Here is a 24,677-nt window from a genome sequence, read left to right on the forward strand (position 1 = left end):
TCCTTTTTTGTCTTATTCAGCGGCCAGCGGGCGATCACCCGTCACGGCCTCGGCATTGGTGGCGCGCATTTGCAGCACCTGGGCAAGACGCCCGATCAGGATCTCCAGCATCACCGGATCGGTATCGCCCGAGAGCAGCCCCGCCTCGATCAGCGTGGCGAGCATGCTTTCGGCCAAGAGGTCGGACCCCGCCCCCATCGCAATCAGCTGCGCCAGCGCGCGCAACACGTCGGGATCGTCCAGCATGTCGATGCTGCGCCGCCAGAGATCGGGGTCCAGCGCATGGCGCGACAGACCCGGGAAGGGCACAACCTTGCCGAGCGGGCTTTCCAGCACCGCCTCCAGCGGGTTGCCGATCGCCGCATTCTGCTGCGCGTTCGACACCACATCCACCGCGCCACGCCCGGCGAAGTTCGAGGTGTAGAGGTAGCGCTGATCCTTCTCGGCCCGGTCGGCAAAGCCCGAGGGCAGCCAGGCGCGGAAGAGGCCCGCATAGCCATCCGAGAAGATCGCATCCTCGGCGGTGTTGCCGTAGAACATATCCGGGCCAAGGCCACCGATCATCACATCATGACCGCCTTCGCCGTAGATATGGTCGTAACCACCTGTCTCAAAAGCGAAATTGGTGTCGATGGTCAGCCATTCCATCAGCCCGCCCGCAGCCGCGTTTTCCCAGCGGCGGGTGATGATCGCGGTATCGCCGATCAGCAGATCCTGGCCATCGCCGCCGTAAAGCGTATCGGCCCCGAAGCCCGCGACGACAATGTCATTGCCGGTGCCGCCATAGATCAGATCATCGCCGCCCACGTCGATCCGGGTCGATTCCAGCCGGATCATGCGGTCCGCCGCCGACTGGCCCGGCAGGCGAAGATCGGGATGCGAGAACAGGAAGGTGGCGATATCGCCGAGGATCACATCATCGCCGCCGCCCGCCTCGATCGTGTCATTCCCGGCCTGACCCAGCAGGATGTCATCGCCCTTGTCGGAGGCATCGGTATGGATGAAATCATTGCCGCCCCGGGTGACATCGGTCATCTCAAGGGTGACGATATCGGTCGCATTGGTGAAGGTGACCTCACCGCTGTCGCCGAAGATCACATCCTCGCCTGTGCCGCCATACAGGCTGTCATCGCCCTGGCCGCCGATCAGGATGTCATTGCCCGCGCCGCCATAGATCAGATCGCGGCCTTCCTCTTCACCGACCAGCGAGGTGATGCGGCCAGCGTTGCCGTTCAGCGGCGCCGCATAGCGCCCGTTATCGCCGAGGATCACATCATCGCCCGCCCCGCCGTAAAGCGTGTCATTGCCGAAGCCGCCCATGATCACATCCGCGCCCGAGCCGGTGGTGATGACGTCATTGCCACCACGATTGGCATAGGTGGTCTCCATCACGTCGCCCCCGAAATCGGAAAGCCCGATCCAGGACAGGGTGCCGGCATCACCGATCACCCGGTTGCCGCCATTGCCCAGAGTGGCGCGGTCATCGCCGCCGCCCAGCACCGCCCGGTTGCAGCCATTGCCGCCGAACAGCGTGTCGGCACCATCGGTTGCGGTCCAGATCCCCTCGGCCGAGGTCGCGTCGATGCGGCCCAGATCGCCAATGATCACATTATGGCCGTGGCCCACGGTGATACGGTCATCGCCCAGACCCGCGATCACCCGGCTGTTGCCATTGCCGGTGACGATCACATCATTGCCGGTCGAGGTGCCGGTATCGACCAGCGTGGCCGTAACCGTGCCATCCTTGTCGCGCAGCAGATACATCACCCCGTCATCGGCCAGGATCGCATCATTGCCATCGCCCGAATAGATCGTGTCATCGCCGATCCCGGCGAGGATATAGTCATTGCCTGCGCCGGTGGTGATCAGATCGGCCCCGCCCATCGCATCGGTGCGGGTCTCGACCGAAGACACCGCCTCATTCAGACGGGTGCCGCGCACCACGCCGAAATCGCCCAGGATGATATTGTCGCCCAGCGTGTCGGTGATGATGTCACCGCGCCCGCCGCCGATCAGAATGTCATTGCCCTCATTGCCGTTCAGATGGTCCACCCCGGCATTGGCCGAGCTGTCGAACTGCGTCTCGATATCCTCGGCCACGAGGTTCGCCGACAGCCGGATCTTTGCGAAATCGCCGATCAGAACATCGGCGCCGCGCCCGCCCGAAAGCGTGTCGTCGCCGCCCCCGCCCAGCAGGATGTCATCGCCATCGCCGCCATAGATCGCGTCATTGCCATCGGCCAGATCCTGGGTCGAGAGGTAGACGCTTTGGCCAAAGCCGGTGTTCTTGTTGTAGCTTTCGACCGAGATCGACGCGCCGGTTTTGGCCGAGGTGATCTCGAACCGCCCGCCGGTGATCAGATCGGTGCCGCGCCCGCCATAGAGCACGTCATTGCCGCCGCCGCCTTCGATCACGTCATTGCCAAGCTGGCCATAGATCGTATCGCTGCCGGCGCCGCCGATGATGATATCGGCGCCGTCGCGGCTGGCGAGCTGGTTGATCTTGGCCGCCTGCGGATTGCCGGTGGTGTCCAACAGGCCGCTCTCGCCCGCCGCCTTGCCCCAGCCCCAGATCTCGGAGGCCGCCGCATCGGTGCGGATGATATCCGCGCCCGCACCGCCCTCGACATAGGCATATGCGCCAGCGACGGTCACGTCATCATCGCCCGCACCTGAATAGACCTTGACGACACCGCTGCTGCCCGCGCCTGCCCTGATCTTGTCGGCCCCTGCGCCGGTCATGATCAGCGCATTGCCGGCCCCGGTGGTGACGGTATCGGCAGCCGTGCTGGCCCTGGTCTGGGTGTAACGGGTGTAGTCATCGAGGAAGGCCGCAAGCGTCACCTTCTTCGCCACCCCGTCCACATCGGTGATCGCGTAATTCGCCTCGGCCCGGGCCGAGGTATCGACCTGGCCATCCGCCGTGATGCCAAGGATCGCGGTCATCTCGGCCACCGACAGATCGGTGCTGGCAAAGCGCGCGAGGAAAATGTCGCGCATGCCGTAATCGCCATCACCGAAGAAGACGACATTGCCGCCGGGAATATCGATCACATCATTACCCGAGCCGCCAAAGATCACATAGGTGCCCGTCGCGCCCGGATTGGCGGTGACCTTGTTCTGACCATCGCCGAGGAAGACCACGATCAGCCCCTCATCGGGCAGCATCACCGTGTCATTGCCGCCATCGGCATAGATCACGATCGGAATATCGGTCCCCAGCTGCGACAGGTTGATTGTGTTGTTGCCCTCACCCGCCGGAATGATAATGCCGCCGACATTCTGGTTCATCGACCCGCCGAGGCTGCCCTGCTCATTCGACAGGCCGATCTGGATCGGCGAATGCGGCCCGGTCAGGGTGATGACGTCATTGCCATCCTTGTCCATGGTCGACATCGAATTGCCGATGTTCGAGCCGACGGCCAGCACAGCGGTGCCGCCATCCGCCACGGCGGGCGTCAGGCGCGGCGGCAACTGGAAGCCCCCGAACGGAATGGTCACATCGAAATCAACCACATCGATATCGAAGGTCAGATTGATGAAGCCCAGTTTGATCCCGGCCCAGACCGAGAGGTAGAAATTGACGTTGAAGCCACCCTCAAACAGATAGCCAAGGAACTTCGACGGGTTCTCGATCCCGGCATCGATGATCGCCAGCAGTTCCGGGAAGCGCAGCTTGCCATCGTCATTCGGGTCGTTGAAGCCCAGCCAGACGCTGGCGCCGCCGCCAACCTTGATCCCCGCAATCCCAAGGTTCAGCGAAGCCGCAACCTGGAAGCCCACATCGATGAAGGGTTTGGTGTCGAGGAAGACGCCATCCAGCAGCCGGACCGGATCGAGCGTATTGACGAAATTGACGATGCCCGAGAGGTCATAGCCCGCCGAAAGACCGGCATAGGCATGCGCACCGATCTCGAATTTCAGCGCGCCCGAGATGATCGATTTTACCCAGCCCGGCGCGCCGATCTCACCCAGGATCAGCTGCACAAAATCGGTCTTCGGCAGATTCAGGTTGAAGAGCGTGAAGTGGACCTTCACCAGATCGACCTGGTCGTATTTGCCAAGCAGGATATTGATCGCGGAATAGGGGTCGCTCAGCAGCGGCAATTCCAGTGCGAAACCGCTGGAAAGGCTGCCGAAAACGCCAAGCGCGTTGCCGCTGGTGCTGCCCGCCAGCACCGAGGTCGAGGAGGCCGAGGCATCCATCACCATCGACGAGCTGTCGATCTTGCCCGTCGCGTCGTCACCCACGAAGCTGCCGGTGAAATCGAAGGTGCCGAAGACGAATTCGCCATCGGAGGCATGCAGTGCTTCCACGAAATTCGCGATGTCGGTGATGGTCTTCAGAACCGAGTTGACCACGCCGAAGATCGGGAAATACTGCGACAGCGCGTCGACGACGAAGCTGAACGGCACCTCCTGCATCCAGCTGAAAGCAGCGGCCAGCGGCTCGATAAAGGCCATCAGCGGGTCGAGGATCGGGCGGATCACTGCGTCGTAAAGCACGCTGGCGTCGATGCGGACATTCTCGAAGGCCACCGTCTCGAAGGTGAAGCCCCCGCCACTGGTGGAATCATAGCCGCCCAGCACGATCAGCTCGGTCTTGACCGAGGGGATCACCTGATAGCCACCGATCAGCAGCGGCTGGTTGCCGGATTTGGTGGGGTCGATGATGTTCGCGGTCAGGCCCAGCTGGATATCGACCGAAGCGTTGAAGACGAAGTTCACCAGATTGGTGGTAGAAAGCCGGGTCAGATAGACCAGCTTTTCATAGCTGAGTTCCGCCCCGGCGCCGGTCAGCGGGGTAATGCCGCTCAGATCAATCGCAATCTCGCCCGCGCCTTCGGTGGCGTCACGGTCGATGATCGTCAGGCCCTGATCGCCGTAAAGATCGACGCCGAGCGTACCGGTGACAATCGCGGTGCCCTCGCCCGTGCCCTCACCGATATAGCTGCCATCCACCTTGGTGATCGCATCGACATCAAGGCCGAGGATGCCCATCAGCTTGGCCGAGCCCTGGAAGGTGCCGGCATCCGCCGTCACGCCGATGCGGATCTCCTGTTGATCGGTGTCGTTCAGCAGGAAGAAGCCGGTCTTGTTCAGACCGAAGCCAAGGTTCACGCTGTAATCCAGCGTGATGCGGATGCCCGAGCCCTCCTTCACCGCCAGATCGAAGCCCGGCAGGCCAAGATCGAAGGCGATGTCGAGGAATTCGTCGAAGATCACCGCCGAGAAATTGATCGCCCCGTAAAGGTAGCTGTCGGTCATGCCGCCTTCGGTATCAAGGGCGGCCTGGATGAACTGGATCTTCTCGCCATTCGGGTTAAAGACCGCGTTCAGCTGATCGTTGAACCAGCCGGTCAGCAGGTCGATAGTGGTCGGCAGGCTGCCATCTTCCATCGGCGTATGGGCGATCTCGCGCGCCTCGGCCAGAATGCCATAGCGGAAATCGCTGAAGAAGGTGACGGCCGAGCCAATGGCATTGCCGACCACCGGCAGGTCGATGCCCTTCAGATAGTCATCGAACAGCTGCTGCATGCGGTCGAGGATCATATCCAGCCCGTCCAGCACCGCCGCCGGATCGTTCAGGAAGGCCAGGATGTTGAAATCCGACAGGAAGCTGGTGATGTCATCGATGGATGGCAGGCGCAGATCGAACTCGCCCTCCAGATCATCGCCGTTCCACAGATTGATCAGATCGCCGGAGAAGGCATCCAGCACCTGACCCGACAGCGAGACCGGGCCATTGGTCGTGACCAGATCGGCGCGGTAGGTCAGGCCATGTTCGTTCTTGTTGAGGAAGCCGAGGCTGTCCTCGAACGCCAGATCGACCACGATCCCGATGGCCACGTCGATGTTGAACAGATCCAGCAACGAGCGCCCGCCATCCATCACCAGCGCGGCCAGGTCGCCGAGATTGTATTGCCCAACGTGTTCGTCGCCATCGACATCGTTGAAGCCAAGCGACAGGTGCGCCGGGTCGGTGCTGCCCGCGCCCGCCGTCAGCAGCGCGGTCCCGTTGACGACGCCGATGGAGATCGGGCCGAAGCCGAGTTTCAGGTTCAGCCCATCCTCGGCACCAGCGGTGAATTCCAGCTTCAGCCCCGAGGCCTCGGTATCGAGATAGACGCGCGGCGCGCCGATTTCCTGCGATTGCAGCAGGGTTTTCGAAGTGACATCGCCCGAGATCACCTTGCCAATGCTGTCAAAGCCCAAAAGGCGGGCGGCGTTGGATCCGCCCAGCTCGAAAATCTCGAAGGTGACGGCATGGCCGCCATCGGTGCCGGACACGCCGAAGGTGATCGGACCGGCGCCGACGCTCTCGGCGAAATTGGTGCCGGTCAGGCGGATTTCGCCATCGACCAGTTCGGCGCGGACCAGCTGGCTGACCGCAATGGCCCAGCCCGAAACCGCGCGGCCGGAGACCTCGCTGCGCGCCACATCGGCGGCGGCAAGGGCAGCGTTCAGGGCCGCGGCGAATTCCTCCGCCGTGCGGCCTTCTTCGGCGGCGATAGTGATATCCACGCCCGCGCCAAGTTTGCCGGCATCGGCGCCAAAGGCGATGTGGAAGCTGTAGCCGGCGGCGTAATCCTCAAACCCTTCGGCCAACGCCAGAACGGTCGCGCCGTCGACCACTTCCGCGACAGCCGTCTCGGCCCCGAACAGCGCCTCGACATCATCGGCGAGGATGATGCCGGAATTGGCATCGGCCAGCGTGATCTGCCCGGTTTCAGCGTCAAAGGTGAAGCTGACATTGGCGCCTATCGCGCCCTGCAGCTGCGTGTTGATCTTCGCGACCAGCTCTTCCAGCGTGGCGGCACCGGCAATGTCGATATTGACGGTTTTTGCCGCGCCCGTGGTCACATCCTTCCAGCGGATGCGCAGATCATTCGCCCCTTCGGCGGATTCAACCAGCGCGCCGACCGTCGCCAGATCGGTCAGCAGCGTCTCGCCGGTCGCGGTGGGCGCGTCATCCAGCAACACCTTCGACAGGTCGATCCCGAAGGCGAAATTCATCGTCAGATCGGGGTCGAAAACCAGCCGCCCATCGCCCTTCACATCGGCCAGATTGGTCAGGATCTTCGCGGCATCAGCGCCGACGATCGAGGCCAGCTGATCGCCGATCAGCGATTGCAGATCGAAGTTGAACGGCAGCGACTGCGCATAATCCTGCAGGAACGAGAAACTTAGCCCGAAGCGCAGCGTTTTCGCATCCGCATCCCAGACGAGGCTGACGGTGTCCTGGCCGAAGACGCCTTCCAGCATGGTCTCCAGCTTGGCCAGACCCGATTGCGGGTTGTCGCGCAACTCCTGCATCTCGGCAGCGAGGTCTTTGGCGAAATCCACCGCATCCAGCACCGAGAAATTCAGCAGCGGGATATTCTGGTTCAGGAAGGGCAGCTTCTCCTTCAGCGTCTCGCCTGCAAGGCTGACGAGGTTCAGGATGGTGCTGAAACTGTCGAGAATGTCGCCATCGCCCAGCGTCGCCAGCGAATTGATCGCCTCGGTCCCGTCGCCGAGCAGGCGGTAGTTCAGGCTGTCAAGCGGGCTGGCGAGATCGTCGATGGTCAGCGCGATGCCGTCGATCAGGCCCTCATTCAGCCCCTCGATCCCGATCACATTCAGTTTCACATCGCCAAGCTGCAGGTAGAATTGCGACAGGATCTCGCCTTCCGACAGCGTGTAACCATCGGCATCGACATGGCGCAGATCGGTGCGGTCGGTGGTGGCCGCGCCATCCGCGTCCAGCGCGGCGCCCTTGCCATCGGTGACAATACCGCCCTGCAGATCGGCGCGGCCAATCAGCGTGTTCAGCCCGCGGGTCACGTTCAGCGTGCCGTCAGCATCCTCATAAAGGAAAGCGTCGAGGATATTCTGCAGCGTCACCCGGCTGGAGAAACCGCCATCCCCCTGCCCCAGGATGCTGAAATCGAACTGGGTATCGATTTCCAGGAAGTTCAGCGCGGAGTTTTGCGACCCGAAGGTCAGGGACATCAGGCCGAGATCGGCACTGCCGGTGATATTGCTGGCGCTGCCGGTGATCTGCGCCTGCAAGGCCAGATCGGCAAAGAAGATATTGTCGAGGAGCGCCGAACCGATGGAGCTCTCGCCCCCCTCTGCCTTGTCCAGCGCATGACGCGCCTCGATGGCATTCGACCCTTCGCCCGCAGCGGCCACCATCGCCGAGGCGAAGCCGATCAGGTCAATCCCGACCGCCGCGTCGAAACTGGCCGACAGCGCCGCCTGCACGCGGGCCGCAAGCGACAGGTTCGACAGCCCGTCGAGGCCGAGATTTGCCAGCGAGAAATTGCCCTCGATTTCGGCATTCACCGTCACCTCGGGGAAGGTGAACATCAGCGCGCCGTCGGCGGTCAGCCGCAGCTCGGCACCTGCCAGCGTCTCAGTCTGCGCCAGTTGCAGATTGACCCATTCCATCAGCGAGGCGAGGTCAAAGGCCCGCGTCATCTGTTCGGGATCAGCGCCGAAGGTGATCGAGGTGCCCGAAGGCCCCACAGCGGCGAAGCTGAAGCCGCCATCCTCCAGCGTGACCTCCAACGGCAGCGCGTTCAGCGCCAGTGCGGCCTCAAACGCCGCCAGCATGCCGGTCAGGTTCGGCGTACCAGCCGCATCGTACCAGCCATCCGCCGGTTTCAGCACCTGGACCGGGATCGTTTTGCCATCGACCACGGCGGTGAAGATCAGCTTTTCCACCCCGATCATGGTTTCGGCAAAATCCGCGCCAGGGGTGAAGGTCAGGCCCTGGGCATCCACCAGGCGCAGACCGAGGATTTCCTTCTCGCCATCGGCATAGACCCCGGCTGCGCCGGCCAGCTGATCTTCGGCAAAACCGAGATCGGTGAAATCGAACTCCGTCGCCTGACCATTGCTGCGCCGCGCGCCCAGGAGCGCCAGCGCATTGGCGGCGGGCTGGCCATTCGCGGTGGCAATGCGCAGGTCCTGGCCGCTGGCGGTGACGGCAAAGCCATAGGCGGCCAGCGCGGTGTTCATCAGCGCGGCAAGCGCGGCGGTCTTCGCGGCAACCGTCGCCGTGGGATCGGCCAAGACAGCATTGCCGGTCAGGCTGACCGTCACCGTCTCGCGCCCGGTCTCGGTCACGACAACAAAGGTGATCTGATCGAGACCGCTCAGCACCGTGGGGTCGAAACCGGCGGTCAGTTCGGTCACAGCCGTTGCAATCAACGCAACCGAGCTGGCCTGCGGATCAAAGCCCAGCCCCGCCGGATCAATATGGAACAGATCGCTGATCGAGGTGAAAGCGTTGGCGATCTCGGCCAGCACCGAGGACAGCTCGATGCTGGTGAAGGGGATTTCGACATTCAGGAGCGAGTTCTGCAAAAGGCCGGCAATCACATCGCCGATGTCCGACAGGAAGGAGGAAATCTGCTCCATCCCCATCGCCGCAAGGCCCTCAATCGCGCCCTCCAGCGTCTCGCGCAGGCCCTCATCCGCCACCGATGCGGAAAGGTCGACATCAAAGCCGATCCGCGCATCTGACAGGAAGCGCGACAGCCGGTCGGCGAGGCCGGCATCCGCCATCCCGCTGCCCAAGAGCGCGGAAGACAGCGTCATATTGATCGCGAAGGGCATCCCCTCGCCATCCGGGCCATCTACGAGGCCAAAGAGATCAAGCCCGCCTTTCAGCTGCAAAGCCGCCAGGGCATAGACCGCACCCTCGGTCACTTCCGCATAATCCGCAGCACCGATCTCGCGGATCTCAGTCGTGATGCCGAGGCCGGTATTGGTATCAAGCCGCTCAACCGTGATCCCGGCGGCGCCGATGGTCAGGCCCCAGCCCAGATCGGCATCAGCGTCATAGCTGACCGCAACGCGGAACTCCGCCAGGGCAATCGCGTCGATGCCAAGCGACAGCAGGCCAAGGCTGACCGTCTCATTCCAGCCAGTGACATCCAGCAGCCCGCCGAACTGCGCCAGTGGGTCAAAGTCGAGATTGTCGACATGCAGGCGGATCTGGGTGCCGCCCTCGACCGCCGCGATCTCGCCGCCCAGCTGGAAGCGGAACTGCGTTGCGTCGCTTTCAATCGCCAGATCGAAGGGCAGCGCGGCAGAACCAAACGCCCATTCGGCAAGCGCGTCAAAGTTGAAATCGAACTGCGGCAGGTTGATCGCCACATCGACGCGGGTCGGATCCAGCACATTCTGGGTGAAACTGACGAGGGTCTGGCCGCCGATCATGATATCGTTCAGCTCGATGCTGAACAGCCCGTTCAGCGCGGCAGCGTAATAGTCATCGGTGACCGAGGTGATGGTGGCATGCAGCCCTTCAGCAGTGAACCCCGCACCCGGATTGCGCGACAGCAGGCTGTCGACAAGCGTGTCGATATTGGCTCCGACGGTATTGCCGGTGAATGCCACCAGATCAAAGGTCGCGCGGATATCGTCCCCGGTGACAACCGATCCGCCCAGCTCAGCATTCAGCAGCCCGACCAGATCGGCAACCGCATCGCCACCTGCCGTATCCGCGCCAAGCAGCCGCAGCGCAAGGGCAGAGCTGTCGCGCAACTCCGCCATCGTCGCCCGCAGCCGGTTGGCAATGTCCTGGATCTGATCGGCGCCGCTGACGCCGGTCTGGCTGCCGGCGCCGCCCAGCACATCCAGCACGCCAAGCGCGGCACTGGCGAGGGTGTCGAATTGCGACAGGATATCATCAATGCCGGTCAGCTGGTTTTCCAGCAGGTGATGCACGCCCGACAGCAACTCCGCCAGGTCATCGGCGCCCGAGATATCCCAGCCCAGCGTCGCATCCATCAGAACACGCGGCTCCAGCGGCACAAAATCCGGGGTAACCAGCCCGGACGTTACCAGCTCTGGCCCAACCGGCCCGGCCGTTGCGGAAAGCTCATGAAACGAGGAAATCAGCTCACGGGTCATCAGCGTCTCCGAACCGGAAATTGGGGGGAATTTGGCACTGGAACCCGCTGGCCAAAGCCGCGTTAACGTCTGCGCGAAGGCAGCAGGTATCTTTCGCAGGGAGCGGGCCACGCGATCAAGCGGGCAGAGGCAACCGTCTGAAACAGAACGTAACGCCCCGGAACATAATGCGTGTCACTGGCGACGCATTTGTTGCAGAAACGTCTCCGGTTTGCTTCGGGGATGCCACCGGCACCCCCGTTAACGCGCTCTGAACCTTCGGCCTGGCCCGCGCGGACGCCCCTGACCAGGCCCGGTCTGCGGCGAGGGGGCCACAGCCGGAAACCCGGTCAAAGCAAGACAGATCAGAAGCTGCGGTTAAGGTTGAGCCGCACCGCGACCGCCTCCCGGTCGTCAGCCCCGATCCCCTCATAGCGCAGCGCGACAAGGCTCTGCCAGGCGCTGGCCGCGTCCGAGCGCAGGCCCAGCTCCAGTGCGCCGATCAGATCGTCTCTCTCCTGATAACCGCTGCCCGCGAAGTCCCAGGCAAGCGACGGCTCGACAAACGCGCGCAGGTTCTGCCCCACATGCCCCTCGAAGCGCGACGACAGCTTCAGGCGCCAGACCTCAACCGCCAGCCCGTCAACTGCTACACTGCTGACGCCATCAGTAACGCTGTAATCCTGCTGGCTTTCGCGCATCCAGGCGAGGTCGAGCTTCGGCGAAACCGTGACGCCGGACGACAGATCGCGGATGCCGTAGACACTGGCGCGCGCAAGGCTGCGCTCGGTGTCGAAACCGCCCCGGAACCACTCCGCACCGCCGCCGAACACGTCGAGCGCGGCGTCATTGTCGGACCGGCCATAGGCGATGCGGGCGGTATAATAGAGATCGCTGCTGAAGCGGCCGGCGATATAAGGTCCGACCATCCAGCCATTGCCGGAAATGTCGCTGGCATCCTTGGCCGTCTCGGACATGCGGTCGACCTGGACCATCATCCCGAGCGTCAGATCAGGGTTCAGCAGATAGTCGAACCCTGCCGAGACCAGTCCGAAATCGCCCTTGCGCGTCGCTTCGCCGCTGTGGCTGTAGCGGTATTCGGCATATTCGCCCTCAATCCAGAGGAACCACAGCCCGTCCGCGCTGAGCCGGCCGGCGGCAAAGCTGAGATCGGCGCCGTTCTGGGTGGAGCGTGAGGTGATGCCATTGCCGGAGGTGTCGCCCCGGTTCTCCAGCCGGTATCCGCGCGGCTCGGAAGCGAGCATGCGGTCGATCCGCTCCGCCATGAAGCGGGTGGTGGCCTGCTCGAAAGCCTCAGCGACGCGCTCATCATCATTCTCGACGCTGATGGTCAGGATCGCGCTGAGAGCGGGGCCGGTCTGGTCGGTGGCGGTGACGGTATAGGCGGTGGCGGCCAGTATGGCGCCCGGCGTGCCGCTGATCGTGCCGCTGACGGGGTCAAGTTCAATCCCCGCGGGCAGCATCGGGCTGACCGAGAAGCTGACCGTGCCCGAGCCGCCGGTGATCGTCGCGGTGACCGCCGGGTCAATCGCCACACCACGGGTCAGGTGCAGATAGCTTTGCGACAGGCTGAGGCCCAGCGGCGGGTGTTCGACCCCGATGCTGATAGCGGCGGTCTCGGTATAGCCGTTGCCATCAGTCAGGGTGACCGTGTAGCCGGTGACCGGGCTGGCAACCGTCGGCGTGCCGCTGATCGTTCCGGTCCCTGCGTCAATCGACAGACCGGAGGGCAAGGCGGGCGAGATGGAGAAGCTGAAATTCTCATCTCCGCCGCTCGCGCTGGCGGTGACGGGAGTGATTGCGGTGCCCCGGATCGCCGAGATGCTGCTCTCCGACAAAGTCAGGACCAGCGACCGGTCCTCCACCGTCAGGGTCAGCGTCGCCTCATCGCCCAGATTGCGGCTGTCGACGGCGGTGATGGTATAGGTGGTCTCCGGGCTGCCGGCTTCCGGCGTGCCGGTCAGCGCGCCGGTGCTGGCGTTCAGCGTCAGACCTGCCGGCAGGGCCGGGCTGATGGAATAGGTATAAGCCCCGACGCCGCCGGTTGCACTGGCCTGGATCGGGTCAATGGCAATGCCCATAACCAGAACGGCCGAGGAGGCCGAAAGGCTCAGCTCGGGATTGGGCAGGTCGTAGAGGACGATGCCGGAATTGTTGTCGGTGATGTAGTCAGGGTTGGCGCGATCATCGTATGTATCGCTCAGCTCGACAGTCCAGGTGCCGCCGGCATTCAGCACAGGCGGATCGACCTGCAACCTGCTGGTGGCGCGATAATAGCCGGATTGCCCGGCGAAATTCATTTCGTCCCCGGTGAAAACGAACCGCTGACCACCCGGCGCAATGAGGGTCAGAACTGTCTCGCTGCCCCAGCTGCTGCCGCGATGGGAGACACCGATTGCCGTCTCGATCTCGGTCACACGGCTCCCGGCCGGGACCGTAAAGGTACGGCTGCTGGGCGCGTTGCCCCAGACCGAGATATTCGACAGATCGACGCTGGCGATCTGCTGGCGTTCCTGCGCAAGGGCGGGCGAGACCAGCGCGACGTACAGCGCCGCGATCAGGCCGGCAAGCCAGACCAGGGGTCGGAAGGCGCGGAAATCTGGAGATGGAGTTCTGCCGGCACTGCTCAGCCGCATCGGTCTTCCCTTCGGATTGGGCCGACCCGCTGCTCCTGCCAGGTCCCGAAAGGCACCTGATATCAGGTGGCATTGCGACGACCTGGTTACACTTTAAAGGCGATACCGATCACGAAGAAATGCAGCAATTCTTCAGATGAAACCGCAGGAAATGCAGCGTAACGCCCTGAAACATCATGCGTGTCATGATTAACGCAATCTCCGGGAAACCCACGTTGCGCCTGCGGCAATCAGGGATCCTGTCGGTCACTGTCGCGCAGGCAAGGCTTGGTTCAGGTCGGGTCTGCGATTTCCTCGCAGGCGATTTCTGAAGGAGGGAACGCCGCGCTGACGTCAGCGGTCTCTCACGTCCTGAAAGCCCGGCGCACTGCGGATCGCAGCGTGGTTCTCATCGGCCGAGGCGACAAAACCTTTCATCAGCTCCAGAAGCGAGCGGCCAGGATCGGTCAACACATATTCGACGCGGGGGGCACTACGGCATAGATGGACCGGTTCACGAAACCATCCCTTAAAAAGGGTGCTGATTTAGTCCGGCGCTGAAGACATTTTCCTTTGATGTTCGAGGACGCCGGTTTGTTCATCTGGTTTGGCTGGCGTGTTTGGACGCCGAATGCCGGTCGCGCGATGTGCCGCGCACGTCGGCTGGACCGCAAGGATCTGGTGATCCTGAACAACGTTTCAGCCGAATTCGCCGTCTCGCCTGACAGTCGCCCGCTGGCGGATCGCGCGCGGTCGGCAGTGTTTTCCTCGATCCGGGATGCCGTGCTGGTCTCGGGCACGATCACCGGGGAATCTGCCCAGATGGTGGATCCGGAAAACGTGAAGAAGACGCTGCCTGACACTCCGGTTCTCGACAATAGCGGCGTGAAACATGGCACGGTCGAAGATGTACTGAAAATCGCGGATGGCTGTGTGGTTGGTTCCTCGCTCAAAGTGGATGGTCATACTTGGAATGCGGTCGATCCCAAACGCGCGCGTGAATTCATGGATATCGTGCGCAAGATGCGGGGCTGAGTGGCGGAGTGCTGCCCCGTCCCCTCCCGGTGGACAGCCTTTCTGCGCGATGACACCAGACCCGGTGGGGTGACCCAGCAGGCCGGCATTCCGTTTCATCGGCGTGCCGGCCTTATCGCAAAAACCATGTCGTTAACCTTTCACCACGTCACAGCCCCAGCGAGACGCAATGCGACACGGGAGAATTGCCGCTGGCTGGTCTGTTCGCGACATCCACGCTTCGCTCCAGGGACAGACGAAGGGAAGGGCATGCGTCCCAATGGGGCAATCAGGGTGCCCTGCGACAGCGATGCCGGAGGGAGAATTGGGAAGCCGGTCAGAGTCCGGCGCTGCCCCCGCAACGGTAGCGGTCCAGAGTTCAGGCAGATGCCACCGGGCATAGACCCAGGAAGGCGCCTGAAACGTCCGAAAGGGCGAGGCCGAAGTCCGGAAACCAGCCCCGATGGACCTACCACCTATGGCTGCGGCGGGCGGCCTCGGGGCGTATGTGCCGAAGTTATTCGGCATCGTCTCCGACCCGTCTCGCCGCGCGGAAATGGAGATACCCCTGGCGGCCCAGCCTGAACGAGAAGCGCAAGCCGCCGATGGCCGCAGTGCCCCGGCAATAAAGCGGCGCAGTTCCGGACCATGGCAGGCGTCCTCATGGAATTTCAGGAGTTGAGTTGAGGTAACTGGTATTCCGACAAGGACCCCCGGCCCTGAGGCTGGTCCCGAAGTCGCTGCGTCCCCGCTAAACTGAAGACAGCTGAAAAGGACAATCAATGACACAAGGCCGTCAGATAACTGCCGCTGAAGCAGAGGGTCAGCCGATGGAAAAAACGCTGCCCAGCAACTGGTACAGCGATCCGGACCATCACGCGGCGGAATGCAGGGCCATCTTCATGCGCGAATGGTATTGCACCGGACGGGTCGAGGAACTCGACGCCGCCGGGGGCCATATGGTCGTCGATGTCATGGGGCAGAGCATCCTGATCCTGCGCAAACCGGACGGGGCGCTGCGTGCCTTTTACAACGTCTGCCGCCACCGTGGGGCAGAGCTTTGCACCGCGCGCCATCTGGAAGAGCGGGCAGGGCGCGCGCCGCTGAAAGGCGGCGTTGCCGGCAGTATGATCCGCTGCGCCTATCATTCCTGGGCCTATGATCTTGATGGCCGCCTCGTTGCCGCTCCGCATCTGGTGGAGGGCGAACATATCCGCAAAGCGGATTTCTCACTGCATAAGGTGGGCGTTGACAGCTGGGGCGGCTTTCTGTTCGTCCATCTCTCACCTGAGGGAGCCGGCACCCTGGCCGAACAGCTGGGCGGCGCGCCCGAACGCATTGCGCGTTACCCGCTGGCCAATCTGCGGATCGGGGCAGAGATCACCTATGAGATCGAGGCGAACTGGAAGATCCTCGCCGAGAATTACAACGAATGCTATCATTGCGGCGGCGTGCATCCCGAGCTTTGTGCCATCGTTCCTGCGTTTCGCGCCAATGGCGGTTCCGGGCTGGACTGGGAAAATGGTGTGCCGCATCGCGAGGGTGCCGATACTTTCACCGCAACCGGCACCACGCCGCGCTCGTCTTTCCCGGGCCTTGATGCGGCAGAGCAGCAAAACCACAAGGGAGAACTGATCTATCCCAATCTTTTCGTAAGCCTCGCGCGCGATCATGTCGCCTGTTTCCTGCTGACGCCAAAGAGCCCCACAGCCACGACAATTCGCTGCCTCTTTCTCTTCGCGCAAGACGAGATGGCACGGCCCGGTTTTGACCCGGCGGATGCGGTGGAGTTCTGGGATCTGGTGAACCGTCAGGACTGGTCGGTCTGTGAGCGGGTGCAGCGCGGCATCCGCAACCGGGTACATGATCATGGCTATTATGCCCCGATGGAGGATTGGAATCTCGACATCCGCCAATATGTCATCAGCCGCCTCGAGGCCGCTCGGGGGTGAGATCGGCTTTGTTTAGCGCGGCTGCTCAGCGCCCTATCCCGATAATGCGCTGAGCAGCCGGAGCAGCTTTGCTTGCGCCTCTGAGGACCTGCGGAATGAGAAGTTGAGCGCGAGGCACAGGTTTTTTGCCGGCATCCGGATCCTGACGGACCCGGCAAAAATCTCCGGGCAGTAAACTGATATCTTCCGCCAGATGCGACAGGACGGCGAGGTCATCTTGCCGCGCGGTTTGCAGCCTGCACATGAAACCGCCATCGGGATCGCTAAGCTGCACTCCCAACCTTGTGCCAATCGCCTGCTTTGTTGCACAAATCGGCTGAGTGGATTCATCTCGGGAATCCAGCGTGATAGCTGCTCTGCGTGAGCCGGCCCACACCACCGACCTGCAAGACCGGGAACTGGCCAAGCGACAACAAGGCGCTCAAGCGCCGCGGTTCACTGGCGATCTGGTTCGACCCAGCCATGACGTGGGAGGCCGCGCCATCCGGCAAGCGCGGGCGACAGCGTGACTATAGCGATGCCGCGATCCAGACCTGCCTGACGATGAAAGTGTTGTTCGGAATGGCGCTCAGACAGACCACCGGCTTTGTCGAGAGCCAGCTGCGGCTGGTCGGCCTGGATTGGACTGTGCCGGACTTCAGCACGCTGTCGCGGCGCCACAAGACGCTGAAGGTCCTGGCGCTTCAAGAACCGCGCCTGACTCGCCCTTACAACATGATCAATCCCGTCGGCTCAGGCCCTGATCTCCGACCGCCGGGTGGGGTCAATATTGCGCGCCGATAGGGGGCTTTCCACGCCGATTGACACGCCTGCGATGCGCGCAATCTCGTAAGGACGCCCCGCCAGTTCGGCAGAAATGTCCTTGATCAACAGATCGAGCGCACAATCCCGGCCGACCTCCCGGGCCAGCACATCCCGACCCACCGCCTCGACCCGCGCCATCCATTCGCGCCAACGCGGGGCCTGCGGCAACTCGGTGAGTCCGGTGTCCAGCCGTTCGGCGGATTTCGGAGCCATTGTAACAACCCGTAGAGCCGAAAGGTCGGTCGTCCGGTCAGCTCACGCACCAGGCCGAGTGATGTCAGTCGGTCGAAGAGCCATCGCGCGGCACGATCGCTGGCCTCGGCCCCCGCCTGTGCTGCCAGCGCGTCCCCGGTCAGCAGCATAGCGACGATGGTGGCAGCATCCTTTCCGGGCCGCCGCAGATTTACCGCGCGCAGAGCAGCGCGGCGGGTCAGATCGACGTGACGATCAAAGGCGGCAACCGCCGCCCGGCCCCAAGCCGCAGCACAGGCCGTCAGCCATGCTTCGCCCTCCAGCCAGAAAGCCGCCCGCGGCAGATGGACTGCAAGCAGCGGCACCGGCCGATCCCAGCCGAATGCGCGGGCCAGAAGCGCGTCAGTCAGCCAAAGCGCGAAACCGCGATGGTTGGACCGAGAGCGAGAACCGTGCACCCCGCCTCTGCGGCCGAGCGCAGAGGCGGGGTGCGGCCGACAAAGCGCGTGCCGAGATCGCCTAAGATCTCAGCGCTCGGTTCAGGTGCAAGATCGAAGAAGGCGGGCAGTCGCGCGGGCCAGTCGGAAGATCTCAGCGCCCGCGCCTCGCCAAGGGCGCGCCAACCGACGAGCATCCGTCCGGCGGGACCAGGATCATCGCCGGGTTTGCGCAGCGCGAGGGTATCTCGGAGTTGCGCTTCGACTTCCCGGCGCCCTTCCAAACGCGAAGTCGTCGCTGCGCTCGACAGCGCCGGCGCTTGCGCAACAGGACGCCGACCGGGTCCAGAACGGCGAGCGCCGCGCCGGCGGAAAACATCGCTGTCTCAATATCATCACCACCCACTGCTTGCCGGATCCAACTCGGCAGCGGCGGAGGGCTTCGGACGAGCTGAGGGGGTTTCGGGGCACAGGCCATGTCGAAACATTAGCATGTGTTCGGCGTTTTTTACTATATATGTCAACTTTATCCGCCGCATCTGTCATGATAGAATAACATCCAATAATCTTGCATTATCGGATATTTCTTCGCCTTAACAGGAGAAACACGTGTAAAACAACCACTTAGCAAAACGCTCGCGGCAATCGTGCCTCTGGTGCTTGGCTTCCTCGGCGGGACGGTCTCGACCCTCTTCCCGGCGTAGTTTCAGGCCTTCTGCGCGGGGGCTCTGTGATGCGACAGGTTCCCGCTATAGCGGGCGCTCTTCCCGCCCGCCTCCAAGTCCTCTCGGAGCTTCAAGAGCCTGTCTCGTCCTATCGGGACGCGCTCTGGCGTCTGTTCGAATACCAGCGTGAGACCGGTATCGACTATCAGAAAACGCCCATGCCTTGGGCCATTCAGCTTGTCGCTGATATCTTCTGGGTCGAACCCCGGAAGGTCCGCGCCGATCTGATCAAGATGGCGCAGGTTTCCTGATGTCCATTGGGCCTGCACTCGTACAAGGCGGCTTTGGCCTTCTTGGCGGCATGATGGGCAAGAAAGCCAATCCGGGGCGCGACACGCGCCACGTGATCTTGGACCAAGTCGGCACTGCCCGCGAGGCTGGTGAACGCTTTGGGTTCAATCCCCTGACCGTCCTTGGCGCTACCGGTGGCACTGTTGCCCCCGGTGGCGCTGACTCTAACTACATGGGAATGCTATCGCTGACGCAGGTATGATCCTTGCGGATGCATGGGCCAAGCGTACCCTCTGGGTCGACCTGACCTATTCCGAAGATACGCAGGAGGGCCGCGATGCGGCCCAGATGTTCTGTTACTATGACGTCAAGATGTTCGTTGACCGGCGGCGGTCTGCTGCTCGGCGCTATGCCAAGCGCCACAAGCTCAACATCGTTCCTTATGTCCACTTCCTTGTCGCTGGCGACCAAGGCGACCAAGAGCGGCGTTGCCATTGGCATTGCATCCTCTACACAAACTTTGACGTCCTCAAGATCGGCGAATTTCAAGCGCTGCGCAATGGAAAGCGCCAGATCGTCACTGACCGTAAAGACATGCTCGCTGTCTTCGGCGGTCGAAAAATCCGCCTCAACTGGTCACTCTGGCCTGCCGGGTTCTCCTGCCTCCATGAGGTAGATCTCGTCCGTTTGTTCCGTGGCGTGACCGTAAGTCATAAATCCCCTAGGGCGATTTCGCCCTCTCTGCAATGAAGCCTTGACCGGCTTCGCTCTGCGGCGCCCGTTTCCTGATGGGCAATGCCAGGCCTTTGCTGGACAGGTTTCGTGCGCTTGGCCCCGTTTTCATCCTGGCAAGGGAATGGGATCGACCGGGCTGGACTCAGCGCTGGCGCAGGGCGCGGCCGCGCTGATCAACACCAGCGTCGCCGCCGATCTCCATCACCCGGCGGCGGCAGCCATTCATGATCGCACCCCTCGGAGCAATATTCACATTTTTGCCGATCCGCACTGCCGACCAGAGCCGGGTCCAGGGCATGGTGATCGTACCGGGGCCGAATTGCACATCCGGATCGCCCCGGAGCGTAGGCCGCAACGGCGATGAAAGAATTACTGATCAGTGCACGCGCCCGGTCAAGGACCACACCCGCAGCCTTGTCAAAACGGTATCGGGAGGCCACACGATCATGCGGGGCAATCGGGTCCGGCAAACCGACGGGTGGCGCCGCGGGCAGTTGTTTCAGCGTAGACACCAGCACTTCCTGCCCGGCGACCTGCCGGATCTCGGGAAAACCCGGATCATGGAAGCCGGGCACCCGGTCGGAGACAGTTAGCGCCCCGCTGGCCAGCGCATCATAGCTGCGGTCGCTCATGAAGCCCCGCGTCACCCGCTGCGGCATATGGCTGTTCAGCAGGATGCGGGCGCCGACATAAACCCCGGCCAGCGCCTCAGAAGTCAGGTGCTCGCTCCGCCAGAGACTGCCCACCACATCCTTCCAGCCCGGCCCCAGTTCTGACTCAAGCCCATGATCCTGCGGCTGTGCCGTGAGCTTCTCTGAACCGATGACCCGCGCCTCACAGCGCCGCAACATCCCGATCCGCCACGTTCGGCGGACTGATCATCCAGTGGAGATTGGCCTTCCCCACGGCAGGCTCATCAAGATGCGGGCCAGCGGTCTGCAAGAGAACCCTGCCCCACTCATAGCATTTTAACCCGATACCTCCGGGAGCACCCGGGCGCCCCCCGCCGGCAGGCCCAGATTTGAGGTCTTTGCGAGAAGTATCAATGCGCTGCGTCCCCCCTTCGGGCGGGCTGTGCGCATAGATCGGGCGCGATTGCAGGCCTTTACGCCCCTGCCCTCGGAAAACACCTACAAACCCATTATAATTCAATACATTACAAGGAAATGGTTGCTGTTTCGGCTTCGGTTGCCGGAATTCCCCTTAAGGCGTCTTTTGGTCGGTCACGCGCCCTGCCCTTGCGCGCGATGGTGGCGCATTTGCAAACCAGACACAGGCCGGGGTTTTATGCCCCGGCCATCGGGTGGCGCTTGAAAGCACAGCTGTCAGACTGACGGCTCCAGCCCCTCGAGCGAGACGGGGCCGAGAGTTGGCCAGAGATCTCCAGGACCGGGATTGGCCCGGTCAGAGCTGCCGCCGAAATGGGTCATGATGCCCCAGACTGCGTTCAATGCGGTCTGGACCGCCCCCTCGACCCAGGCCGGGGTCCAGCTGATGCCATCCCCGGCAAGGAAAATACCGCGCTGATCCGCCGGCATATCGGCCTGCATGAAATGCCGGTACATCCGTAGGTTATACCGGTAATGCCCGGGCAGCGCGCCTTTGAAGGCCCCGAGGAAATTGTCATCCGCCTCCCAGCTGACGCAGATCGGATTGCCGCGGATATGGCTGCGGATATCAACGCCGGGATAGATCCGCTCCAGAGCCGCAAGCGCCAGTTCGACCCGCTTTTCCGGCCCGTAAGGCAGCACTTTCAGCGCGTCGGTCATCCAGCTGTAGGACAGGCAGATGACGGCAGGCCTGTCGGGCCCGTTGTCAAAGAAATAGGTTCCGCGTGTGTTACGGTCGGTCAGGGTCATCGACAGTAGCGGCCGCCCGTCGGGGCCGGTCTCTTTCCAGAACGGCCTGTCAACCATGACAAAGGTTTTCGCGGCCTGCATATAGCGGGTGCGGTCCAGCGCCATCCAGAGTTTCTGATCGAAAAGCGCCTCATCCACCGCAACCGAAGTGGTCAGAAGATGGCTCTGACAGGTCACCAGCACCGCGCTGTAATCGCGCGCCACACCCCATTGGTCGGTGACGGTGAAGCCACCCTGCCCGCTTCGCGCGATATGCGTCGCGCGCCCGAGCGTCGCGCCTCCGTTCAGATCCGCCAGCGAGGTGCCCTCGGGCCAATGCGCCGCACGCGCAGGCAGACGCCAGAGCCGGTGCAGCACCCCTTCGACCCCGCCGACGATATAGCGCTGATGGTCATCCAGTTCGAGCAGGTTCACCCGCAGGATCTCGAGCATCGAATTCGGAAAGTCACTGTCCCAGCCGCCAGTGCCAAACCCAACCTGGCCAAAGACCTCACGATGCCGGAAGCCAAGGTTCTGGAACGCGCTGGACGAGGTGACGAAATCGTAGAATGTGCGCTCATCCCATTTCGCGACCAGCGGATCCCAGATCGCCTTGAGGCGGACCACATCGCGGTCGCGCACGGCTTCTGTCAGGGCTGCGAAATCGGCATGTTCCTCAAGCGCGGCGCGGTAGGCAGCGGCGACTTCGTGATAAAGCTGCGGCAGATCCTCGGGGCCGCGGGCGAAATGCGTCTCGCCCTCAAGGTCAATCACCGTCGATCCGGCGGCCTCGGTCAGCGGATTGGGGAAGGGGCGGCTTTCGACCCCGAGGAGATCAACATAGTGATAGAAAGCGCGCGACGAAACAGGAAAGCGCATACCGCCAAGTTCCGCGATGATATCTTCGGTGCCCTCGAACAGCTCAGAGCGCAGCCGGCCGCCAAATTTGCCGGATTCGTAGATTTCGGGATGGAGGCCCAGCTTCATCAGTTCATAGCCCGCGATGATGCCCGCAGCCCCTGCCCCGATCACAGCGAGCTTTTCACCAAAGCGCGCCTGCGGCACGCTTCCAAGCCCGGCCGGATGCGTCAGCCAGTCATCATAGGCAAAGGGAAAATCCGGGCCGAAGGCGGTTACAGGCTTTTTCAGGGTCATGATATCAGGGACTTCCGGGCAGATGCTTTGCAGATTGAGGGAAACCAGGGCAGATTTGTAAAGACAGTAGCGGAAGTGGGGTTCGGATGAAGGTGGCACTCTGGCAGGCGAAGCCGACCAATGGGAACATTGAGGCGGCATTTTCGGCGATTTGCACGCAGTTGCAGGCGGCGGCAACGGCAGGGGCCAAACTCCTGCTGGCGCCAGAGCTGCTGCTCCCGGGGTATAACCGGCCGGATCTGCATGAAAGTCTGTCTCAGCCGCTGGACGGCGCATGGATCACCCGGCTGCGTGAAATGGCCGCGCGTGCGGGGTGCGGCATCTGCCTGGGCTGGGCCGAGCGAGACGGCGATACCGTCTACAACGCTGCCACGACGATCAGCCCCGATGGTGCGGTGCTGGCGCATTACCGCAAGGTCCAGCTTTTCGGCCCGATGGAGCGCAGATCTTTTCGCCCAGGCGACCAACTGTGTCCGGTATTTGAGCTTGAAGGGCGAAAGCTCGCCATGCTGGTTTGCTATGACATTGAATTTCCGGCCCATGCGGCTGCCCTTGCCCGCAATGGCGCCGGGCTGATCCTGGTGCCTACTGCCAATCCTGCCGGCTTTGAACATGTTCAGCGCATCCTTGTCCCGGCCCGCGCGCATGAAGGCAATTGCACCGTGGCCTATGCCAATCTGACCGGGCCTGAAGGGGATCTGACCTTCGGCGGGCTTTCCGTGATTGCAGGGCCGGACGGCCAGCCGCTTGCGACTGCCGGAGCCCGGGGAGAGGCGCTGTTGATTGTGGACCTCGCAGCGTCAGATGCGGTGCCAGAGGATCTGAGATCCGCGCAGACGGCGGATTTCAGGCCGGTCTGACGCTTCGGCACATGAAGCATGTTTACCCAGGTATACATAGCCCGCACCCCAGGTGTTTACCCCGGTATACATCTGGCCGAAGGCGCGGGTCTCACAAGGGAATGGAACACCCGAACGGGGTCTGAAATCCGCGACTCTGTCTTTCGCAGTACCGCGTTGAGATAGGCTCCGGGGCTGCGGATACGACCAAAGGCCTGTACGAGGCCGAGAACAACCAGCGCGCAGCCTTGCAGCCCAAACCGTTCTTTTGCAAGGCCCAGCACGGGATGCGACAAACCGATTGCCGGCGCCAGTGAATCAGAAAGCCGGATAAGATCAGACCAGCTTCGCGGCGGGTGTGGAGCGTAGTCTTTCACCGCAGCTGCCATCTCCAGGCATTCATCAATGCTGATATCCTGTGGTTTCTGAGCAGAGTCAGAATCAAAGGTATCTTTTCCTGATCTCTGAATGTGCCGGTCATTCTGGCCGTTTCTGGCGGTCATTTCACTGGATTTTTCCGATACAATATCGGGCTTTGTCACGTCGTGCGGCGTGTGGCCAGGCGCGCTGTCTTCCCGCTGGGGCAGGGACGCCACGATGGCCCGCAGCTCATCTGGCCCGAGCTTTCGGCGCAGCGCGAGGCGGGCCGTTTCCAGGAGTGCCTCAGCCGAAGCTCCGGCACTGTGAAAAAGTCGGTCGCGGATCACTGCGCGCAGGGCCTTTACCTCTGCGGCTTCCTGATGGCAGGTTTCAGCAAGGGCTTCCAGATGGGGATGCAGGTCGAACAGCGGCGTGAGGCTGATACCATAGCTCAGCTGCACATCGGCCTCGGAATTGCGGATCTGATAGCGTTTGCCATTGGGGCTCGGCCTCTTGCTCACCAGCCCGACCGACCGGAGATGGTTCAGCCGGCGGCGCAGGGTGCGCTCATCTATGCCGTCACAGCGCGCGCTCAGAACCCGGTTCGAGGCGAAGACCATCCTCTGATCCGGCTGCGGATCCTGCGGCAAAAGGCTCAGGAGCCCGCGCAGAACCGCAATATCGCGGTCGCGCAGCTGAAGCCGCTCGCGGCAGATCCTTACCAGATCCAGAAGGTGCCAGCGCAGCTCGGGGCCGCCTTTGCCTGTCCTCTGCGGCAGGGCAGGGCGCGAGGGTGCAAAAGACCGGCGCCCGTCCCGGCGGGGCAGGGGCGAATAAGGGATCTGTTCCATGATGCCATCGGGCGGAAC

The 24,677-nt window shown here is 62.6% G+C and carries 12 protein-coding genes, 2 pseudogenes and 1 riboswitch; of the genes and pseudogenes, 6 read left to right on the forward strand and 8 right to left on the reverse strand.

The features are described from left to right. Positions 1-12: 12 nt before the first annotated feature. A complete protein-coding gene (locus M3484_RS21755; protein WP_249499216.1) occupies positions 13-10,911 on the reverse strand; it encodes a calcium-binding protein in 10,899 nt (3,632 codons plus the stop codon). Between the two features lie 344 nt (positions 10,912-11,255). Next, the gene (locus M3484_RS21760) at positions 11,256-13,547 is read right to left on the reverse strand and encodes a putative Ig domain-containing protein (protein ID WP_249499217.1); all 2,292 of its coding nucleotides are present in this window, start codon (positions 13,545-13,547) and stop codon (positions 11,256-11,258) included. 573 nt (positions 13,548-14,120) lie between these two features. Here M3484_RS21760 and M3484_RS21765 point away from each other — a divergent pair. The 3 genes from M3484_RS21765 to M3484_RS21775 all read left to right on the forward strand — a co-directional run bounded on the left by M3484_RS21765 (position 14,121) and on the right by M3484_RS21775 (position 17,275). Then, positions 14,121-14,561 carry a BtpA/SgcQ family protein gene (locus tag M3484_RS21765; protein ID WP_249499218.1) on the forward strand — a complete coding sequence of 147 codons (441 nt, stop codon included), beginning with the start codon at positions 14,121-14,123 and terminating at the stop codon, positions 14,559-14,561. A gap of 254 nt (positions 14,562-14,815) precedes the next feature. Continuing rightward, positions 14,816-15,017, forward strand: a riboswitch (cobalamin riboswitch). A 353-nt stretch (positions 15,018-15,370) separates the two neighbouring features. Then, positions 15,371-16,492, forward strand: coding sequence for an aromatic ring-hydroxylating oxygenase subunit alpha (locus tag M3484_RS21770; protein WP_249499219.1), 1,122 nt, complete (start codon positions 15,371-15,373; stop codon positions 16,490-16,492). 360 nt (positions 16,493-16,852) lie between these two features. Continuing rightward, positions 16,853-17,275 (forward strand): transposase, encoded by a 423-nt coding sequence (locus M3484_RS21775; RefSeq protein WP_349306288.1) that lies wholly within the window; start codon positions 16,853-16,855, stop codon positions 17,273-17,275. On the opposite strand, the gene M3484_RS21780 is transcribed toward M3484_RS21775, so the two are convergent. From M3484_RS21780 to M3484_RS21785, 3 genes and pseudogenes are all read right to left on the reverse strand, one after another. Further along, entirely contained in the window at positions 17,225-17,509 is a 285-nt protein-coding gene (locus M3484_RS21780) for a hypothetical protein (protein ID WP_249499220.1), read from the reverse strand. The genes M3484_RS21775 and M3484_RS21780 overlap by 51 nt on opposite strands. Positions 17,510-17,574: 65 nt before the next feature. Continuing rightward, positions 17,575-17,946 (reverse strand): annotated as a pseudogene (locus M3484_RS24080) (DUF1403 family protein); the annotation flags it as partial. Next, positions 17,895-18,239, reverse strand: a pseudogene (locus tag M3484_RS21785) (DUF1403 family protein); the annotation flags it as partial. The pseudogenes M3484_RS24080 and M3484_RS21785, both read right to left, overlap by 52 nt. Before the next feature lie 419 nt (positions 18,240-18,658). Here M3484_RS21785 and M3484_RS21790 point away from each other — a divergent pair. Continuing rightward, positions 18,659-18,901: a hypothetical protein gene (locus M3484_RS21790; RefSeq protein WP_249499222.1), complete on the forward strand. Its 243-nt coding sequence runs from the start codon at positions 18,659-18,661 to the stop codon at positions 18,899-18,901. A gap of 238 nt (positions 18,902-19,139) precedes the next feature. After that, positions 19,140-19,631 carry a hypothetical protein gene (locus M3484_RS21795; RefSeq protein ID WP_249499223.1) on the forward strand — a complete coding sequence of 164 codons (492 nt, stop codon included), beginning with the start codon at positions 19,140-19,142 and terminating at the stop codon, positions 19,629-19,631. A gap of 158 nt (positions 19,632-19,789) precedes the next feature. On the opposite strand, the gene M3484_RS21800 is transcribed toward M3484_RS21795, so the two are convergent. Both M3484_RS21800 and M3484_RS21805 read right to left on the reverse strand, forming a co-directional pair. Next, positions 19,790-20,467, reverse strand: coding sequence for a glycosyltransferase family protein (locus M3484_RS21800; RefSeq protein ID WP_249499224.1), 678 nt, complete (start codon positions 20,465-20,467; stop codon positions 19,790-19,792). A gap of 474 nt (positions 20,468-20,941) precedes the next feature. After that, positions 20,942-22,609, reverse strand: a complete 1,668-nt coding sequence (locus tag M3484_RS21805; RefSeq protein WP_249499225.1) for a flavin monoamine oxidase family protein — start codon at positions 22,607-22,609, stop codon at positions 20,942-20,944. A gap of 86 nt (positions 22,610-22,695) precedes the next feature. Here M3484_RS21805 and M3484_RS21810 point away from each other — a divergent pair, with 86 nt between their 5' ends. Then, entirely contained in the window at positions 22,696-23,469 is a 774-nt protein-coding gene (locus tag M3484_RS21810; protein WP_249499226.1) for a carbon-nitrogen hydrolase family protein, read from the forward strand. A 56-nt stretch (positions 23,470-23,525) separates the two neighbouring features. On the opposite strand, the gene repC is transcribed toward M3484_RS21810, so the two are convergent. After that, the gene (repC, locus tag M3484_RS21815) at positions 23,526-24,659 is read right to left on the reverse strand and encodes a plasmid replication protein RepC (RefSeq protein WP_249499227.1); all 1,134 of its coding nucleotides are present in this window, start codon (positions 24,657-24,659) and stop codon (positions 23,526-23,528) included. Between the last annotated feature and the right edge of the window lie 18 nt (positions 24,660-24,677).

The sequence above is a fragment of the Pseudomonas sp. GX19020 genome (assembly GCF_023371075.1).
GTDB lineage: Bacteria > Pseudomonadota > Alphaproteobacteria > Rhodobacterales > Rhodobacteraceae > Pseudogemmobacter.

What these genes read in the sequence shown, in the direction of transcription:
- M3484_RS21755 (WP_249499216.1), bottom strand. Translation starts at nt 10,911, where the DNA reads ATGACCCGTGAGCTGATTTCCTCGTTTCATGAGCTTTCCGCAACGGCC.
- M3484_RS21760 (WP_249499217.1), bottom strand. Translation starts at nt 13,547, where the DNA reads ATGCGGCTGAGCAGTGCCGGCAGAACTCCATCTCCAGATTTCCGCGCC.
- M3484_RS21770 (WP_249499219.1), top strand. Translation starts at nt 15,371, where the DNA reads ATGGAAAAAACGCTGCCCAGCAACTGGTACAGCGATCCGGACCATCAC.
- M3484_RS21780 (WP_249499220.1), bottom strand. Translation starts at nt 17,509, where the DNA reads ATGGCTCCGAAATCCGCCGAACGGCTGGACACCGGACTCACCGAGTTG.
- M3484_RS21790 (WP_249499222.1), top strand. Translation starts at nt 18,659, where the DNA reads ATGCGACAGGTTCCCGCTATAGCGGGCGCTCTTCCCGCCCGCCTCCAA.
- M3484_RS21795 (WP_249499223.1), top strand. Translation starts at nt 19,140, where the DNA reads ATGATCCTTGCGGATGCATGGGCCAAGCGTACCCTCTGGGTCGACCTG.
- M3484_RS21800 (WP_249499224.1), bottom strand. Translation starts at nt 20,467, where the DNA reads ATGTTGCGGCGCTGTGAGGCGCGGGTCATCGGTTCAGAGAAGCTCACG.
- M3484_RS21805 (WP_249499225.1), bottom strand. Translation starts at nt 22,609, where the DNA reads ATGACCCTGAAAAAGCCTGTAACCGCCTTCGGCCCGGATTTTCCCTTT.
- M3484_RS21810 (WP_249499226.1), top strand. Translation starts at nt 22,696, where the DNA reads ATGAAGGTGGCACTCTGGCAGGCGAAGCCGACCAATGGGAACATTGAG.
- repC (WP_249499227.1), bottom strand. Translation starts at nt 24,659, where the DNA reads ATGGAACAGATCCCTTATTCGCCCCTGCCCCGCCGGGACGGGCGCCGG.